We start from the raw sequence: 16,514 nt of genomic DNA, 5'->3' as shown, positions 1-16,514 counted from the left end.
GGCGGCGGCCGCCGCCTACGTCCGCCGGGCGGTGACCGCGTGAGCGCCCCCGGCGGACGGCCCTGGACCGCGGACCTCGGCGACGGCACCTACCGCAACCCGGTGCTCAACGCCGACTGGTCCGACCCCGACGTGGTGCGGGCCGGCGAGGACTTCTACCTCACCGCCTCCAGCTTCGGCCGGGTCCCCGGACTGCCGCTGCTGCACTCGCGCGACCTGGTGAACTGGTCGCTCATCGGCCATGCCCTGGACCGCCTCGAACCCGCCGCCGACTTCGCCGTGCCGCGCCACGACCGCGGGGTGTGGGCGCCGTCGCTGCGGCACCACGCCGGACGGTTCTGGATCTTCTGGGGCGACCCCGACCACGGCATCCAGCAGATCAGCGCCGAGGACGTCCGCGGCCCGTGGACCGCGCCCCATCTGGTGAAGGCGGGCAAGGGACTGATCGACGCCTGCCCGTTGTGGGACGAGGAGACCGGCGAGGCCTATCTCGTGCACGCCTGGGCCAAGTCCCGTTCCGGGATCAAGAACCGGCTCACCGGCCACCGGATGAGCCCCGACGGCCGGGAGCTGCTCGACGAGGGCAAGACCCTGATCGACGCCGACACGATTCCCGGCTGGTTCACCCTGGAGGGCCCCAAGCTCTACCGGCACGACGGCGAGTTCTGGATCCTCGCCCCGGCCGGCGGGGTGACGACGGGCTGGCAGGGCGCCTTCCGCTCCCGCGACTTCTTCGGACCGTACGAGGAGCGCGTCGTCCTCGCCCAGGGCCGTACCGGGGTCAACGGGCCGCACCAGGGCGGCTGGGTCCGCACCGCGGCGGGCGAGGACTGGTTCCTGCACTTCCAGGAGCGCGGGGCGTACGGGCGGGTCGTCCACCTCCAGCCGATGCGCTGGGATGCCGAGGACGGGGGCTGGCCGGTCATCGGCGACGCGGGCGAACCCGTATCCGTGCACCGCAAGCCGGCCGCGCCCGGCCAGCCCGCCGAGGCCCCGGCGAGCGACGACCGCTTCCCCGGCGGCCGCTACGGCAGGCAGTGGCAGTGGACCGCCAACCCCCGCCCCGGCTGGACCGTCGAGCACGGCGGGGACGGGCTGCGGCTCAGCTGCGTACGGACCGCGTACGCGCACGATCTGCGGGCCCTGCCCAACGTGCTGGTCCAGCGGCTGCCCGCCGAGACGTTCACCGCCGAGGTGGAGGTCTCCCTCGGCAGCGAGGAACCGGGCGCCAAGGCGGGACTCGCCGTGCTCGGGGACGCGTTCGGCTGGATCGGCCTGGAGCGGTCGCGGGGCGAGGGCGTACGGCTCGTGCACCGGTACGCGGAGACGGTCGCCGAGCACGAACGGGACGCCGAACACAGCAGGCCGGCCCCCGAGGGGCGGGCCCGGCTGCGGATCGAGGTCGGCCCCGGGGCCCGCTGCCGCTTCCACGCCGACACCGGGGACGGGACCGGGTTCAGGCCCTCGGGCCAGGTCTTCGCCGCGACGCCGTGGCGCTGGGTCGGCGCCCTGCTCGGACTGTTCGCCACCGCACCCACCGGGACGGGGCCGGCCGGGACGGCCTGCTTCACCGGATTCCGCACCACCGCCCGACCGTACGAAGCCCCCCACGCAGCAACCCGTCACACGGACCCGTCACACGGACAACCGACAGAGAAGAGCCGACCATGAAGATCTCGAAGACGCAGCGGGGGCGTGCCGCGGCAGCGGTGTCCATCGCGGCGGTACTCGCCCTGACCGCCACCGCCTGCGGTGACGACGGCAGCGAGAGCGGCACCGAGGGCAGCGGCAAGGGCGAAATCACCTTCTGGGACAACAACGGCGGTCCACGCACCGCCGTCTGGACCGAGATCATCAAGGATTTCGAAAAGGCGAACCCGGACATCAAGGTCACGTACGTGCCGATCCCGATCGCCGACGTGCAGTCCAAGTACGACACGGCCATCGCGGGCGGCGGACTGCCGGACGTGGGCGGCGTGGGCACGGCCTACCTCGCCAACATGGTCTCGCAGGAGGCACTCGACCCGCTCACCGACCGGATCAAGAGCTCCGCCCTGAAGGGCAAGCTCGTCGAGGGCATGGTCGAGAGCGTCAAGGACGCGGGCGGCCGGGGCGACGACATGTACACGGTGCCGACCTCCGCGAACAACGGCGCGATCTGGTACCGCACCGACCTGTTCAAGTCCGCGGGCCTCGAAGCACCCACCACCTGGGCCGACTTCTACAAGGCGGCCGGCAAGCTCACCGACAGCAAGAGGAACAGGTTCGGCTACACCATCCGCGGCGGCGCCGGTTCCATCGCCCAGGCCATGGACGCGGCGTACGGCCAGTCCGGCATCACGGAGTTCTGGAACGGCGACAGGACGACCCTCAACGACCCGAAGAACGTCGCCGCGCTGGAGAAGTACGCCGCGCTCTACAAGAAGTCGACGCCCGCCGCCGACGTCAACAACGACTTCACCAAGATGGTCGCCCAGTGGGACACCGGCACCATCGGGATGCTCAGCCACAACCTCGGCTCCTACCAGGACCACCTGAAGGCGCTGGGCAAGGAGAAGTTCGCCGGCATCCCCAACCCGATCGGCGACGGCGGCACCCGGGTCCAGGTCTCCAACCCGGTCGACGGCCTCGGCCTGTTCCGGTCGAGCAAGAACAAGACGGCCGCCTGGAAGTTCATCGAGTTCGCCGCCTCGCACGCGTCGAACAGCAAGTGGAACGAGTCCGCGGGCGCCATCCCGGCCAACACCGAGGCCGCCAAGGACCCGTGGATCAGCACGGCCGAGCCGACCGAGCTCGCCGCGAAGGCCCTCACCGACGGCTCCACCAAGATCGTGCAGCTGCCGTACTACCTGCCCGACTGGAACAACATCAGCAAGGCGGACAACGAGCCGGAGTTCCAGAAGCTGCTGCTCGGCAAGGTCACGGCCAAGGCCTTCCTGGACAAGATCGCCGAAGAGCTGAACAAGGCCCAGGCGGAGTGGAAGGAGATCGGCAACGGCTGATCCGGCCGGGCCGGCACCCCGGTGACCGAGTGGATCACCTGGCCGCCGGCCTGACCGCTCCACAGCGCCACAGCACGAATCCGTCACCCACCGACTCACCCTCGAAGGATCCGCCATGCCCGCACGCATGTGTCATGCTCGCGCCATTGCTCTGGTGATGGGCGGCGCCTCACTGGCCCTCGCCGTGTCCGTGCCCGCCCAGGCCACCGGACACCACCGGGGCCCCGGCCACGGCCACCCCGCTCCCCGGCACAGCGGCATCGAGCGTGCCGCACTCGCCGGGGGCGACGGCTGGGCCGCCGCCGAGGGCTCCACCACCGGTGGCGCCAAGGCGACCCGCGACCACATCTACACCGTCTCCGACCGGGCCGAACTCATCGCCGCCTTCGCGGACGCGGGCGACGCGCCCAAGATCGTCCGGATCGAGGGCACCATTCACGGCAACGCCGACGCGGCCGGCGACCCGATCGGCTGCGAGGCCTACCAGTCCGACGGCTACACCCTGGACAAGTACCTCGCCGCCTACGACCCGGCGACCTGGGGCACCACGGAAGTACCCAGCGGACCCCTGGAGGAGGCCCGACTCGCCTCCGCCGCGCTCCAGAAGGCCGCCGTCGAGGTCGGCGTCCCCTCCAACACCACCATCGTCGGTGTCGGCGACGATGCCACCGTGATCGGCGCCAGCCTTCAGGTGCGGAACGTCTCGAACGTCATCGTCCGCAACATCTCCTTCGAGGACACCTACGACTGCTTCCCGCAGTGGGACCCCACCGACACCGAGAAGGGTGCCTGGAACTCCGAGTACGACAATCTCGTCGTCACCGGCTCCAGCCACGTCTGGGTCGACCACAACACCTTCAGCGACGGCGACCGCCGCGACTCCGACCAGCCGCGCCACTACGGCCAGTTGTTCCAGCAGCACGACGGGCTCTTCGACATCGTGCGCGGCGCCGACCTCGTCACCGTCTCCTGGAACATCCTCAAGAACCACGACAAGACCATGCTCATCGGCAACAGCGACAGCGCGGCCACCGCCGCCGTCGACCGCGGCAAGCTCCGCGTCACCCTGCACCACAACCTCTTCCAGGACCTCAACGAGCGCGCGCCCCGGGTCCGCTTCGGCGCCGTCGACTCGTACAACAACCATTTCGTCGCGACCGCGGGCAGCATCTACGGCTACAGCTACGGCGTGGGAATGGAGTCCCGGATCGTCGCCGAGCACAACGCCTTCACACTGGCCGCGCAGGTCGACCCGGCCACCGTCATCAAGAAGTGGAAGGACTCCCCGATCACCGCCGAGGACAACTACGTGAACGGCCGCAGGACCGACCTCATCGCCGTCCACAACGCGGGCGTCCCCGAGGAGCAGCTCACCCGGGGCGCCGGCTGGACCCCGGTCCTGCGCACCCGGATCGACAACCCGCACGCCGTCCCGGGCATCGTCGACCGGGGAGCCGGGGCGGGCCGCCTGCGCTGATCCGTACCGTGCCCTCCGCGGGCGTCGCTCCCTGTCCGGACAGGGGAGCGAGAGGGTCAAGGGGCGGACGAGGTCCCTGGTCCCTGCGCGACCAGCAGGTGGCGGGGGCCGCGGAGGACCGGGCTGCGGCGGTACGGAGGCGGGTCCGCGGCCAGCTGGAGAGGACCAAGGCTGCGGAGGAGTTCGGTCAACGCGATCTGGGTCTCGACGCGGGCCAGCGGTGCGCCGTAGCAGTTGTGGACCCCACTGCCGAAGCCGAGATGCTGGTTGTCCCGGCGGGTCGGATCGAAACGGTCGGGGTCGCTGAATCGCAGCGGATCGCGGTTCCCGGAGGCGAGGACGAGGATCAGGGTCGCGCCTTTGGGGATGGTGGTGCCCGCGATCTCGATGTCGGTGAGCGGGGTACGCCGCGGCAGCAGCTGGACGGGGGGCTCGTAGCGCAGGAGTTCCTCCACCGTCGCCGGCATCAGTTCGGGCTCGCGGCGCAGCCGTGCGAGCTCTTCTGGGTGGCGCAGGAGAGTGAGCATGCCGTTGGTGATGAGGTTGACGGTGGTCTCGTGCCCGGCGATGAGGAGCAGCACCGCTGTGGTCATCACCTCCGTCTCGGTGAGGGGCACCTCGGAGCCGGAGTCGTTGACCAGTGCGGAGAGCATGTCGTCGCTGGGGTGACCGCGTCGGTTCCGGGCGAGTTCTCCGAAGTAGCCGGCCATTTGCCTGCGGGCTTCGAGGGCGGTCTGCCGCTTTTGGTGCCGGTCCTGGCCGGGTGTGAGGTCGAGGCTGGTGATGATGGTGGTGGTCCAGGCGTGCATGCGGGGAATGTCGTCGTGGGGCACGCCGAGGAGGCGGCAGATGACGGTGACGGGGAGCGGGTAGGCGAAATCGTCGACGAGATCGATGTGGTCCCTGCCGAGGAGTCCGGTGATGAGTTCACGGGCGATGGCGGTGATGTCGTCGCGCAGGGCGTCGATGCGGCCGGGTGTGTGGGGCGGGCCGAAGGGGCGCATCGCGAGGCGACGGAGCCGGTCGTGTTCCGGATCGTCGACGCCGATGAAGGCCGGCGGCAGGCTGTCGTCGCGGAACACTGATTCATCCGGGTCCGTGAGGTTGCGGGGGTCGGAGCTGACCCGCGGGTCGTGGAGCAGGGCGGTGATCTCGTCGTACGTGCCCACGAGATAGCTGCCGTCGTGCTGCCGTGCGACCTTGCTCTCGCGCAGTTCGGCGTAGAGGGGGTAGGGATCGGCGCGATGCTCGTAGGCGGTGATCCGGTCGAAGAGGGTGTCCGAGGTCATGGGTGCTCCTGGTCATGAGGGTGCTGGTCCACCGGGCCGCCCCGGTGGACGACGGCCAGGCGCAGGTCGGGCAGATGGCCGGTGAGGGCAACGGTGGGACCGTGCGAGAGCGCTGCGGGGTCCGGGACGTCGGAGGGGACGGGCACGGGGGCCGGCGGGCCGTCGGCCGCTCCGGGACGGGGCGGGAAGGGCGCGCCCGACTCGATCAGGTGCCGGTAGTGCTCCAGCCATTTCGCGCGGTTCACACTGACCGCCGCCGTGACGCGTCCCCGGTAGCCGTAGACCGCGACCAGCCGGCCCTCCTGCGGCGAGCCCTGCGCGATCATCACCTGGTCGGAGAAGGTCGGCACACCCACGGACTTGATGTTCAGGCCGAACTGGCTCGACCAGAACGCCGGCACGGTCAGGTGCGGACGTCTGTCCGGCCCCGCGCTGACCATGTTGTGGGCGGCCACCTCGGCCTGGGCGACCGCGTTGCCCCAGTGTTCGAGGGAGATCATCTGGTACTCGAAGAGAGGATGCGGGAAGCGAGCCACGTCACCCGCGACGAAGATGTCGTCGGTCACGATCCCGTACATGTCGAAGGCACGGCATCCCGCGTCACAGGCCACGCCCCGGGGACCGGCCGCGAGCCCCGACCCGGTCAGCCATTCCGTGTTGCGGACGGCGCCCAGGGCGACAACGGCGACATCGGCGTCGATCCGGCTGCCGTCGGACAGCTCCGCGCCCGTGAGACGGCCGTCGGTGCCACGGAGCTCGCTCACGGTCACCCCACAGCGCAGGTCGACCCCGTGTGCGCGCTGCGCGTCGGCGGCGAGTGCGCCCAGCCTTCCCCCCAGCGCGCCGACGAGCGGTGCGGGCCCCCGTTCGACGACCGTGACCTCAAGGCCACGCTCCCGGCAGGCCGAGGCGATCTCCGACCCGGTGAATCCGGCGCCGATCACCAGGACCCGGCGGGGTCCGGCGTCCAGGCGATCGGCCAGCCGGATGGCGTCGTCGACGGTGCGCAGCGTGAGGACCCCGTCCAGTGCGGCCTGCTCCGGGTGCGGCCAGGGACGTGCCCGGGTCCCGGTGGCGATCAGCAACCGGTCGTAGCGCAGCCGGTCGCCATCGGCGAGCAGCACGCGTTTCACGGAAGGATCGAGGCCGGTGGCCGACACCCCGAGTCGCCACCGCGCGTCCACCGCCCTGCGGCGCGGCAGACCGACGTCCTGTGCCCGAACCCGGCCGAGAAGCACCTGCTTGGACAGCGGCGGCCTGTCGTACGGGGGCCGGGGTTCGTCCCCGACGATGGTCAGCTCACCGGCGAACCCTTTCGCCCGCAGGGTCTCGGCCGCCCGCAGCCCGGCCAGCGACGCCCCGACGACGACGATCCGCCCGCCGCGCGGCTCACCGGTCATCGGCACTCGCGAGCTCACCGGGGAGGATGGCCTGAACCGGGCAGGCCGCCACTGCCCGCCGCACGCGTTCCTGCTGTTCCGGGGGGACAGCCGGCAGATACATCAGCGTCTCCTCGCCATGGAGTTCGAAGACCTCCGGCGCCATGAACACACACTGCGCATACGCCTGGCAGCGGTTGAGGTCGACAACGATCTGCATCCCGGTCCACATCCTTGGGTCGTCTCCGTCCTACCGTCTCCGGCACGCCGACGCCGCCCGGGATGGGCCAGGGGAGGACTGCGGGACCTCCGTCCGGGTAACGGGGAAGCCTCCGGCAGGCCGGAATCCTGACAGCGGCGGTCCGCCGCGACAGGGACACACCGAAGGTGAAGCGCACCCAGGCCGCCGCCTCGCCCGCCAACGCATCAGTGTCCTGCTCCCCGGCGTCCGGTCCGAGGCGTGCGGCCGGAGGCGTCCGCTCAGTGGCGTACGGTCAGTGGTCCGGGCCGAACCGGTCGCCCACCGAGGCCCGTTGACCGGAGGCCCGGACCACGTGCGCGCTCAGGTAGTCGCCCGACGCGTCCCGTTCGCCCTCCGCGTGGTTGTACTGCCCGGCGAAGGTGTGCGTACCGGCCGGGACGGTGCGCCCCGGCCTCAGGGCCCACCGGTAGACGAGGAAGCCGCCGTCCTCGGTCGCCGACACGGTGAAGTCCCGCTCGGGCAGCGAACGCCAGGAACCGGTGCTGGTCACCCCGCCGGTCAGTGCGATCCGCAGTTCGACGGTGAGCGAGGAGAGCGGCTCGTCCGTCCGCAGCGTCACGTTGCTCTGCGCCCAGTACGCGTTGCTGTGCGGGTCGACGGCGCCGTCCGTCCACAGCGGGCCGTCCTCGGTGCGCAGCCCACCGCGGGCCGTGCCCGTGGTGGCGGTGGCGGACGGCGTCGCGGTGGAGGCCGGCGGGGCCGCCACCCGCTCCCCGCGCGGCCCGTCCCCGCCGGCGGAGGTGACGGCGCCGACCGCCAGCACCCCGCAGACCGCCGCCGTCGCCCCGGCGACCCGCAGCCACGGCGTCGCGGCACGCGGCGGGCGCACGACACGCGCCGGGGGGCGGCCCCGGGCCATCCCGCGCTCGACCCGGGCGCGCATCCGCTCCCGGTCCGGGCGGTGCGCCTCGGCGGCACCCCGCAGCCGCCGGGACAACTCCTCGTCCATCACTGGCTTCCTCCGGTGCGCTGCGCCGCGACGGCCACGTGTACGTGCGCGGCGGGCGTATCGGGACCGAGCAGCCGCTGCAGTTCCGCGACGGCGCGCGAGGTCTGGCTCTTCACCGTACCCACCGAGATCCCGAGCACCAGCGAGGTGTCCCGCTCCGAGAGGTCGAAGGCGTGCCGCAGCACGACACAGGCGCGCTTGCGGAACGGCAGCCTGCGCAGCGCCCCCTGGACGTCGACCACCGCCGACACGTCCGGATCGTCGACCGCGTATCCGTCCCCGCCGCGCGGCGCCCAGAACAGCGCGATCCGGCGGCGTTCGCGCACCGCGCTGCGGATCCGGGTCCTGGCCAGGTTGGCGACCACCCCGCGCGCGTACGCCACCGGATGGTCGGCGTTCCTGACCCGGTCCCAGCGGTGCCAGAGCGCCAGCAGGGCGTCGGCGGCCAGATCGTCGGCGGCGTCGGCCTCACCGGTCAGCAGGTGTGCGAGCCGGGCGAGTTCGGCGTAATGGGCCTCGAAGAACTCATGGAACTCGGCGGCAGCGGCATCGTCGGCGTCGATGGATGTGCCCACAGCTACCTCATCCCTGCGCTCGAATGCCGGTGCGGGTGCCGGTCCCGGCTGTGTACGTTCCCGGACGCCGCCCACGGTGTGCGGGCGGGCGAGAGCGTACCAGCGCACCCCGGAAGCGCTTCGACACGGGTGCGTAACCAAGTAAGGCGTAACACGGCGAAAAGCTGAAGGGGCCGGGACACGGCGAACGCCCCGGCACCCGGAATCCGGGTGCCGGGGCGTCGTGTTCCTCCGGTTACCGCTGGAGCGCGGCTTTCATCATCTTCTGGGCGATCGGGGCCGCGAGGCCGTTGCCGCTGACCTCCGACGCCGCCGAACCGGAGTCCTCCACGATCACGGCGACCGCGACCTCCTGGCCGCTGGACCTGTCCTTCGCGTACGAGGTGAACCAGGCGTACGGGGTGTTGCTGTTGCCCACGCCGTTCTCCGCGGTCCCCGTCTTGCCGCCCACCTCGGCGCCGCCGATCCGGGCGTTGGTGCCGGTGCCCTGCTCCACGACGGTCACCATCGCGCTGCGCAGCTGCTTGGCGGTGGACTCGGAGACGACGCGCTTCATGTCGCCGTCCGCGAAGTCCTCCAGCGTGCCGCCCTCGGAGTCCGTCACCTTGGAGACCATGTGCGGTGCGGCCAGCTCACCGCCGTTGGCGAGGGTCGCGGAGACCATCGCCATCTGGAGCGGGGTCGCGGTGACCTCGAACTGGCCGATGCCCGTCAGTGCCGTCTGCGCGTCGTCCATCTTGGCCGGGTAGACGCTCTTGTAGGCCCTGACCGGCACATCGAGGTCCTCCCTGTTGAAGCCGAACTTCTCGGCCATCGCCCGCACCTTGTCCTGGCCGAGATCGGCGGCGACCTTGCCGAAGACGTTGTTGCACGAGTACTGGAGCGCCACGCGCAGCGTCGCGTTCTCGCAGGGGGCGGAGGCGCTCTCGTTCTTCAGGGGGGTGCTGGTGCCGGGCAGCGTGTAGGGCATCGGACTCTTCGTGGCCTCGTCGACCGAGCTGTACAGCCCGTTCTCCAGCGCGGCGGACGCCACCACCAGCTTGAACGTCGAACCGGGCGCCAGCGGCTGCCGCAGTGCGCGGTTGACCAGTGGCTTGTCCGGGTCCGCGAGCAGCTTCTTCCAGGTGTCGCCGTCCGTCGTCCCGCTGATGTCGGACGGGTCGTAGGAGGGCGAGGAGACCATCCCCAGGATCTGCCCGCTCTTCGGGTCGATCGCCACGGCCGCGCCCTTGTCGTCACCGAGGGCGTCGTGCGCCGCCTTCTGCACGTCCGGATCGATCGTGGTGAGCACACTGCCCGGATCGGCCTTCTCGCCTGTCACCACGTTCAGGGGGTTCTTCAGCCGGTCGTCGGTGCCGTCCAGCACATGGCTGTAGATCCCTTCGAGCTGGGTCGAGCCGTAGGCCTGTGAGCTGTATCCGGTGACGGCGGCGTAGAGGCCGTCCTGCTTGTAGGTGCGCTTGTACGCGAGATCGCTTCCCTCCGTCCTCTTCGATCCGGTGACCGGCGAGCCGGCCACGATGATGTCCCCGAGCGGCTGCGCGTACTGCGCGATGGTGTTCCGCCGGTTGTGGTCGTTGTCTGCGAGCGCCCGTGCCTGGTACGCCTGCAGCCAGGTCGCCCGCCCCAGCAGGGCGAGGACCAGCAGCAGGCAGAAGACCGAGGCGCGCCTTATGGTCTTGTTCATCCCGTACAGGGGACGTGCGGGGTGCGGCGCGCCGTTCCCGGTTGTGCCGCTTCTCACCCATTCCTCATCGTCGCCGCCGTGTCCCCGGCTCAGCCCGGGGTGATGAACCCCGACTCGTAGGCCGCGATGACCGCCTGGGTGCGGTCCCGGGCACCGGTCTTCGCGAGGACGCCCGCCACATGGGTCTTCGCCGTCGCCGGGCCCACCCGCAGCCGCGCGGCGATCTCCGCGTTGGTGAGCCCGGCCGCCATCAGCCGCAGGACGTCCGACTCCCGGTCGGTGAGCCGGGCCACCCAGGCGGGTGCGGCGGACGGCTGCCGCCTCCCGTACTCGGCCGCCAGGCCCCGTACCGCCGCGGGGAAGAGCAGCGAGTCGCTGCGGGCCACCAGCCGCACCGCCTGCACCAGTTCCTCGGCCGCGGCCCGCTTGAGGAGGAAGCCGGCGGCCCCGGCGCGCAGCGCCTCGTACACGTAGGAGTCGTGTTCGAAGGTGGTGACGACGATGATGCGGGGGGCCGGGTCGAGCGTGGCCAGGATCAGCTCGGTGGCCCGGATACCGTCGGTCTCCGGCATCCGCACATCCATCAGCACCACGTCGGGGCGCAGTTCGCGCACCACGGAGACCGCCTCGGCGCCGGTCGAGGCCTCGCCGACGACCTCCAGTCCGCTCTCGGCGTCCAGGATGACCCGCAGGGCGGTACGGACCATGCGCTCGTCGTCGGCGACGACGACCCGGACCGACGTGCTCATGGCCGCCCCCTTCCGGGAGTGCGCAGGGGGAGGCAGGCGGTCAGCCGCCACCCGCCGTCGTGCGGTCCGGCCCCGGTCCGGCCGCCGAGCAGTACGGCGCGCTCGGCGATGCCGGGCAGCCCGTGGCCGCCACCGGGGCGCAGCGGGGGCGGCCGCTCGGGCAGCGGACTGTCCATGACGATCTCCAGTTCCTCCGTGCGCACCGTGATCCGCAACCGGACCGGCGCACCGCGCCCGCCGTGCCGCAGCGCGTTGCTCAGCCCCTCCTGCACGATCCGGTACGCCTCGCGCGCCACGGCCTCGGCCACCGCGCCCTGGTCGCCCTCGGCGGTGTACGAGACGGGCACCCCGCAACGCGCCAGCAGTCCGTCCAGCGCGTCGAGCCCCGGGCCCGCCGGAGCGGCGGCGTCCTCGGCGCCGTGCCGCAGCAGCCCGAGCACCGAGTCGAGCTCGCCGACCGTGCGCCGCGTCGTCTCCTCGATCGCGGTCAGCGCCTCGCGGACGAACTCCGGGTCGCTGTCCAGCACTCTGCGGGCCGCGCCCGCCTGGAGGGTGACGGCGCTGAGCGCGTGGCCGACCGAGTCGTGCAGTTCCCGGGCCAGTTGGTTGCGTACCGCGAGACCGGCCGCCCGGCGTTCGGCGGCGGCCAGCCGGTCGTCGGGGGTCGGCCCCAGCAGCACCGGCGCCCGGTTCGCCAGCAGCGCCCCGGCCGCCGCCGCACAGCCGGCCATCGCCGCCAGCATCGCGATCCCGGCGAGCGGTGCCAGGGCCAGGAGCCACGGCCGGTCCAGCGCCTGCGGCACGTCCAGCGCCGGGGAGTCGCGCACGGTCGAGAGGAACGGCAGCACGGTCACACCGACGGCGAACGGGGTCAGCGCCAGCGTCATGCCGCTGATGATGCCGCCGAGCGCCACGTGCAGGGTGTACCAGAGCGCCGCGCGGACCCGCGCCTGCCGCGTCCTGGCCGGCCCGTCGGCGAGCGGCCGGTCCGGCGGCAGACCGCACAGGGCGCGGGCGGCGGCCACCGACAGCGGCCGGGCGAGCGGGAAGAGCGCGGTCACCGCGGCCATCGGCAGGGCGAAGCCGAAGGCGGTCAGCTGGCTGACGGGTGAGCTGAAGACATTGGCGTCCGCACGGTACGAGCCGACGATCACCGTGCCGACCAGGAAGTACGGCATCAACAGGGCGCCGCCGATGATCAGATGGAGCCAGCGCAGCCGGGCCCGCCGCCCGAGCAGCGGCGTCACGCCCGGAGGCCGGACGGCGGCCGCGTACCGGCCGCGCGCTCGGTCAGGAAGTACGCGCCCAGGGTCACCACCAGCGTTCCGACCAGCATCTGCACAGCGTAGGTCAGCACCACGGCGGGGGTGGGTCGATGGGCTATGTCGTCGACGTTGCTCAGCGCGGCGAGGCCCATCCAGCCGCCCCAGCAGCCCACCGCGGCGGAGCCGCCCCAGGCCAGCGCGAGCGGCACCCGCAGCGGCAGCGCGGAGTTCCGGCGGAAGGCGAGGAGCACGACCCCGGCGACGGCGGCGGCGGTGAAGAGGACATCGACCGCGTCGACGACGCGGGAGCCGCTGTTGCTCTCCGCGATCAGGGCCTCGTTGAGCCCGGCGGTCGATCCGGCGGCCCAGAGCAGATGCATGGTGCCGGGGATCAGGGCGACCAGCGAGGCGGCGACGGCGGCCGCCCTCAGAGCGGGGGCCGTGGGGCCGGCGGGCAGCTCGCGCAGCGTGCCCTGCCAGAGGTGGCCCCAGCGGTCCTTCGCGTACAGCGCGAAGAGGGTGCCCAGGGTCAGGCCCTGGATGATGAAGCCGGTGTAGACGACGGCGAAGACCCATTCGTCCAGGAAGGGCCGGGCGGAGCCGCCGCTGCCGGTGATCTCACCGCCCAGGGCCTGGACCAGCAGCTGAAGCGGATAGCCGGTCATGATCGGCAGCAGCAGACCGGTCGCCACCCACATCGGCAGGACGAGCAGCCAGGCGGGCACGCGCCGGCCCCAGGCCTGGGTGAGCAGCAGGGCGATGACCACGACCGCGCTGTCCATCAGGACCGAACCGCTGTTGGCGACGATCATCGTGGTGCGGTGGTCGAGCAGTGAGCTGCCGTCGGGCATCCCGAGGTGGCTGCCCGCGATCCAGGCGGCCTTGAGCACGATGTAGGGCAGGCAGGAGATGATCGCGAGGGTGCGGAGCCAGCTGCGGAGCCGGCCGGTGACCGGTGCCGGGGCCGGTGCGAGCGGTGTCTGTGTCATGCCGTCCACGCTTCCGCGCGGGCGGCACGCGCACGTCATGCCGGGCGGTGATCCGCCTCCGCCGCGCGGCGGAGGCGGACCGCCGAGTCCTCATCCGGGCAGGGTGAACAGCAGTTCGTCCGTCTCCTCGCCGCGGGCGTGCGCGTAGCCGTGGTCCTTGCCCGTCACGGTGAACCCGCACTTCTCCAGTACCCGCCGCGACCCCGTGTTGTCGGCCGCGGCACGTGCGTACAGCGGGCGCTCGGATACGGAGCCGAGAAGCGCCCGCAGCGCCGCGGTGGCCAGTCCGCGGCCCCAGTGCGCCCGGTCGATCCAGTAGGTGACCTGGCGGCTGTCCGGCGGTCCGTAGACCCCGGCGTTGCCGACCACCGCACCGTCGGCGAGCACGGTGCACATCACGACCGACGCGTCGGCCAGGACGCGGCTCCAGTGCGCGTCGAACGCGTGCCGGTCGGTGGGGTCCTCGGCGGTGAAGGCGGCCGTGCGGACCGACTCCGGGTCGGCCATCCAGGCGAAGAAAAGCGGAAGATCGCCGTCCCGCACCGGGCGCAGCGAGACATCCACGGTCAGAGCCTCCGGGTCGCGAGCGTCAGCCGGTCGCGGGCGTCGAACAGCGCGTCCTTGACCATCTGCTCGTGCGCGGGCGTGAGCCGGGCGACCGGCACCGAGCAGCTGATGGCGTCACGGGCCGGGGTGCGGTACGGGATCGCGACGCCGAAGCAGCGCAGCCCCAGGGTGTTCTCCTCGCGGTCCACCGCGTATCCCTGCTCGCGGATCAGGTGCAGCTCCTCGATGAGCTTCTCCCGGTCGGTCAGGGTGTGCTCGGTCAGCGCGGGCAGCGTCTCGGGCAGCATCTTGCGCACCTGCTCGTCGCTGTGGGTGGCCAGCAGCGCCTTGCCGAGCGAGGTGGAGTGCGCGGGCAGCCTGCGGCCGACACGGGTGAAGGGGCGCAGATAGTGCTGGGACTGGCGGGTGGCGAGGTACACCACGTTCGTCCCGTCGAGACGGGCCAGGTGGATGGTCTCCGTGGTGTCGTCCGAGAGCCGGTCCAGGGTGGGGCGGGAAGCCGCCACCACCTCGTCGCCGTCGATGTACGAGGTGCCGACCAGCAGCGCCCGTACGCCGATCCCGTACCGCGTCCCGGTCGCGTCCGTCTCCACCCAGCCCAGCTCGACCAGGGTGCGCAACAGCATGTAGAGGCTGGACTTGGGGTAGCCGACGGCCTCCTGCACCGCGGCGAGCGAGTGCATGCCCGGCCGTCCGGCGAAGTACTCCAGCAGCTCCACCGTCCGTACCGCGGACTTGACCTGTGCCCCACCAGACTCGGCAACCGACATCGCCCTACGCCCCTTCCAGCCCACTTACGAAACCTGCGACTTCTTGCCAACACCGAACGCCCGGAAATAGAGTCGCTTCATATTCACGATCAGGAACTCTGTTCAGAATACCGAACAACTTCTGATGTGTGGCAGTGGAGCGGAAGGAAACACGGTGGCAGCAGCACCAGTCTGGAGCGTCGACCCCCGCACCGGGAACCCGCGTGAGCAGGTTGCGGTGGAGGCTACAGCGGAGGAGGTCGACCGGGCGGTCCGGGCCGCCCACGCCGTACGGGCCTCGCTCGCCGACCGCACCGTGCGCGCCGCGTTCCTGCGCACAGCGGCCGATCTGCTCGCCGAGGCGGGCGAGCACGTCATCGAGGCCGCCGACGCCGAGACGGCGCTCGGCCCGGCCCGGCTCACCGGCGAACTCGCGCGCACGGCAGCCCAGTTGAGGGCCTTCGCGGAGGTCGTGGACGAGGGCGCGTTCCTCGACATCCACATCGACCACGAGGATGCCACCCGCACCCCGCCGTGGCCCGACCTGCGCCGCTACAAGATCCCGCTCGGCGTCGTCGCCGTCTACGCGGCCAGCAACTTCCCGCTCGCCTTCTCCGTCCCCGGCGGCGACACCGCCAGCGCCCTCGCGGCCGGCTGCCCCGTCGTCGTCAAGGCGCACCCCGACCACCCGGCGACCTCCGAACTCTGCGCCTCCGTGCTGCGCAGGGCCGCCGCCCAGGTCGGACTCCCCGAGGACGTCCTGATCCTGGTGCACGGTTTCGAGGCGGGCGTCGAACTGGTCCGCCACCCGCTCGTCAGCGCCGCCGGCTTCACCGGCTCGGTGCGCGGCGGACGCGCCCTCTTCGACGCGGCGGCGGCCCGGCCCGCCCCCATCCCGTTCCACGGCGAGCTCGGCTCCCTCAACCCCGTCGTCGTCACCGAGGCGGCCGCCGCCGAGCGCGGCGAGCAGATCGGTGCCGGTCTCGCGGGCTCGATGACCATGGGCGCCGGCCAGTTCTGCACCAAGCCCGGATTCGTCCTGGCCCCCGCGGGCGAGACCGGCGACCGGCTGCTGAAGTCGCTCACCGAGGCGGTCAGCGACACCGAGGCGGGCGTCCTGCTCGACCACCGGATGCGCGACGCCTTCCTCGCCGGAGTGCGCGAACGCGCCGGACTCCCGGACGTGGAAGCCCCGGTCACCCCCGGCGCGGGCGGCGAACACACCGTCGCGGCCGGCTTCCTGACCGTACCGGCGGCACTGCTCACCACCGAGGGCCCGCACGACGCCCTGCTGGAGGAGTGCTTCGGCCCGGTCACCGTCGTGGCCCGATACACCTCCCAGGACGAGATCACCGCGGTCCTCTCCCGGCTGCCCGGCAACCTCACCGCCACCCTCCAGATCGCCACCGAGGAGGCCGACGGCAGCGCCGCCGCACTCCTCGCCGCGCTCACCCCGCTGGCCGGACGCGTCCTGGTCAACGGCTGGCCGACCGGCGTCGCCGTCGCCCCCGCCCAGCAGCACGGCGGCCCCTACCCGGCCTCCACCTCCACCTCCACCTCGGTCGGCGCCACCGC

General features: G+C 72.0%; 15 protein-coding genes. 4 read left to right on the top strand and 11 right to left on the bottom strand.

All coding sequences use genetic code 11. From position 1 onward, the window contains the following. Nucleotides 1–39 precede the first annotated feature (39 nt). The 3 genes from J1C73_RS09590 (at nt 40) to J1C73_RS09580 (ending at nt 4,479) form a co-directional block, all read left to right on the top strand. Nucleotides 40–1,671 carry a glycoside hydrolase family 43 protein gene (locus J1C73_RS09590; protein WP_207315957.1) on the top strand — a complete coding sequence of 544 codons (1,632 nt, stop codon included), beginning with the start codon at nt 40–42 and terminating at the stop codon, nt 1,669–1,671. After that, complete coding sequence (locus J1C73_RS09585) at nt 1,668–3,002, top strand: ABC transporter substrate-binding protein (protein ID WP_207315955.1); 1,335 nt, start codon at nt 1,668–1,670, stop codon at nt 3,000–3,002. The genes J1C73_RS09590 and J1C73_RS09585 overlap by 4 nt, the downstream gene beginning before the upstream one ends. A 115-nt stretch (nt 3,003–3,117) precedes the next feature. After that, entirely contained in the window at nt 3,118–4,479 is a 1,362-nt protein-coding gene (locus tag J1C73_RS09580) for a pectate lyase family protein (RefSeq protein ID WP_207315954.1), read from the top strand. 56 nt (nt 4,480–4,535) lie between these two features. Here J1C73_RS09580 and J1C73_RS09575 read toward each other — a convergent pair whose 3' ends face one another. From J1C73_RS09575 to J1C73_RS09525, 11 genes are all read right to left on the bottom strand, one after another. Beyond that, a complete protein-coding gene (locus J1C73_RS09575) occupies nt 4,536–5,768 on the bottom strand; it encodes a cytochrome P450 (RefSeq protein ID WP_207315953.1) in 1,233 nt (410 codons plus the stop codon). Beyond that, nucleotides 5,765–7,168 carry an NAD(P)/FAD-dependent oxidoreductase gene (locus tag J1C73_RS09570; protein WP_207315952.1) on the bottom strand — a complete coding sequence of 468 codons (1,404 nt, stop codon included), beginning with the start codon at nt 7,166–7,168 and terminating at the stop codon, nt 5,765–5,767. The genes J1C73_RS09575 and J1C73_RS09570 overlap by 4 nt, the downstream gene beginning before the upstream one ends. Then, a complete protein-coding gene (locus tag J1C73_RS09565) occupies nt 7,158–7,367 on the bottom strand; it encodes a ferredoxin (RefSeq protein ID WP_123469173.1) in 210 nt (69 codons plus the stop codon). The genes J1C73_RS09570 and J1C73_RS09565 overlap by 11 nt, the downstream gene beginning before the upstream one ends. Nucleotides 7,368–7,641: 274 nt before the next feature. After that, nucleotides 7,642–8,358, bottom strand: coding sequence for a hypothetical protein (locus J1C73_RS09560; protein WP_207315951.1), 717 nt, complete (start codon nt 8,356–8,358; stop codon nt 7,642–7,644). Beyond that, the gene (locus tag J1C73_RS09555) at nt 8,358–8,933 is read right to left on the bottom strand and encodes a SigE family RNA polymerase sigma factor (RefSeq protein WP_207315950.1); all 576 of its coding nucleotides are present in this window, start codon (nt 8,931–8,933) and stop codon (nt 8,358–8,360) included. The genes J1C73_RS09560 and J1C73_RS09555 overlap by 1 nt, the downstream gene beginning before the upstream one ends. Nucleotides 8,934–9,168: 235 nt before the next feature. Beyond that, nucleotides 9,169–10,620, bottom strand: coding sequence for a peptidoglycan D,D-transpeptidase FtsI family protein (locus J1C73_RS09550; RefSeq protein WP_207315949.1), 1,452 nt, complete (start codon nt 10,618–10,620; stop codon nt 9,169–9,171). Between the two features lie 89 nt (nt 10,621–10,709). Further along, nucleotides 10,710–11,369 carry a response regulator transcription factor gene (locus J1C73_RS09545; RefSeq protein ID WP_123469169.1) on the bottom strand — a complete coding sequence of 220 codons (660 nt, stop codon included), beginning with the start codon at nt 11,367–11,369 and terminating at the stop codon, nt 10,710–10,712. Continuing rightward, nucleotides 11,366–12,616, bottom strand: coding sequence for a sensor histidine kinase (locus J1C73_RS09540; RefSeq protein WP_307797641.1), 1,251 nt, complete (start codon nt 12,614–12,616; stop codon nt 11,366–11,368). The genes J1C73_RS09545 and J1C73_RS09540 overlap by 4 nt, the downstream gene beginning before the upstream one ends. Beyond that, nucleotides 12,613–13,623, bottom strand: coding sequence for a hypothetical protein (locus J1C73_RS09535; RefSeq protein WP_207315948.1), 1,011 nt, complete (start codon nt 13,621–13,623; stop codon nt 12,613–12,615). The genes J1C73_RS09540 and J1C73_RS09535 overlap by 4 nt, the downstream gene beginning before the upstream one ends. 90 nt (nt 13,624–13,713) lie before the next feature. Continuing rightward, nucleotides 13,714–14,187 carry a GNAT family N-acetyltransferase gene (locus J1C73_RS09530; RefSeq protein ID WP_207315947.1) on the bottom strand — a complete coding sequence of 158 codons (474 nt, stop codon included), beginning with the start codon at nt 14,185–14,187 and terminating at the stop codon, nt 13,714–13,716. A gap of 2 nt (nt 14,188–14,189) precedes the next feature. Then, on the bottom strand, nt 14,190–14,960 hold the full coding sequence (locus J1C73_RS09525) for an IclR family transcriptional regulator (protein WP_207315946.1): 771 nt from the start codon (nt 14,958–14,960) through the stop codon (nt 14,190–14,192). Nucleotides 14,961–15,177: 217 nt separating this feature from the next. Here J1C73_RS09525 and J1C73_RS09520 point away from each other — a divergent pair. Continuing rightward, nucleotides 15,178–16,514 (top strand): aldehyde dehydrogenase family protein (locus tag J1C73_RS09520; RefSeq protein WP_307797642.1); only part of this gene is annotated, 1,337 nt, incomplete at its 3' end.

Source organism: Streptomyces laculatispora, from assembly GCF_017353455.1.
In the GTDB taxonomy this organism is placed as follows: domain Bacteria; phylum Actinomycetota; class Actinomycetes; order Streptomycetales; family Streptomycetaceae; genus Streptomyces; species Streptomyces laculatispora.
This window is presented reverse-complemented; position numbering and strand designations above follow the sequence as displayed.

Excerpts from the sequence above, each read along its gene's own strand:
- J1C73_RS09585 (WP_207315955.1), top strand. The coding sequence starts at position 1,668 with ATGAAGATCTCGAAGACGCAGCGGGGGCGTGCCGCGGCAGCGGTGTCC.
- J1C73_RS09580 (WP_207315954.1), top strand. The coding sequence starts at position 3,118 with ATGCCCGCACGCATGTGTCATGCTCGCGCCATTGCTCTGGTGATGGGC.
- J1C73_RS09575 (WP_207315953.1), bottom strand. The coding sequence starts at position 5,768 with ATGACCTCGGACACCCTCTTCGACCGGATCACCGCCTACGAGCATCGC.
- J1C73_RS09570 (WP_207315952.1), bottom strand. The coding sequence starts at position 7,168 with ATGACCGGTGAGCCGCGCGGCGGGCGGATCGTCGTCGTCGGGGCGTCG.
- J1C73_RS09565 (WP_123469173.1), bottom strand. The coding sequence starts at position 7,367 with ATGCAGATCGTTGTCGACCTCAACCGCTGCCAGGCGTATGCGCAGTGT.
- J1C73_RS09560 (WP_207315951.1), bottom strand. The coding sequence starts at position 8,358 with ATGGACGAGGAGTTGTCCCGGCGGCTGCGGGGTGCCGCCGAGGCGCAC.
- J1C73_RS09550 (WP_207315949.1), bottom strand. The coding sequence starts at position 10,620 with ATGAACAAGACCATAAGGCGCGCCTCGGTCTTCTGCCTGCTGCTGGTC.
- J1C73_RS09545 (WP_123469169.1), bottom strand. The coding sequence starts at position 11,369 with ATGAGCACGTCGGTCCGGGTCGTCGTCGCCGACGACGAGCGCATGGTC.
- J1C73_RS09535 (WP_207315948.1), bottom strand. The coding sequence starts at position 13,623 with ATGACACAGACACCGCTCGCACCGGCCCCGGCACCGGTCACCGGCCGG.
- J1C73_RS09525 (WP_207315946.1), bottom strand. The coding sequence starts at position 14,960 with ATGTCGGTTGCCGAGTCTGGTGGGGCACAGGTCAAGTCCGCGGTACGG.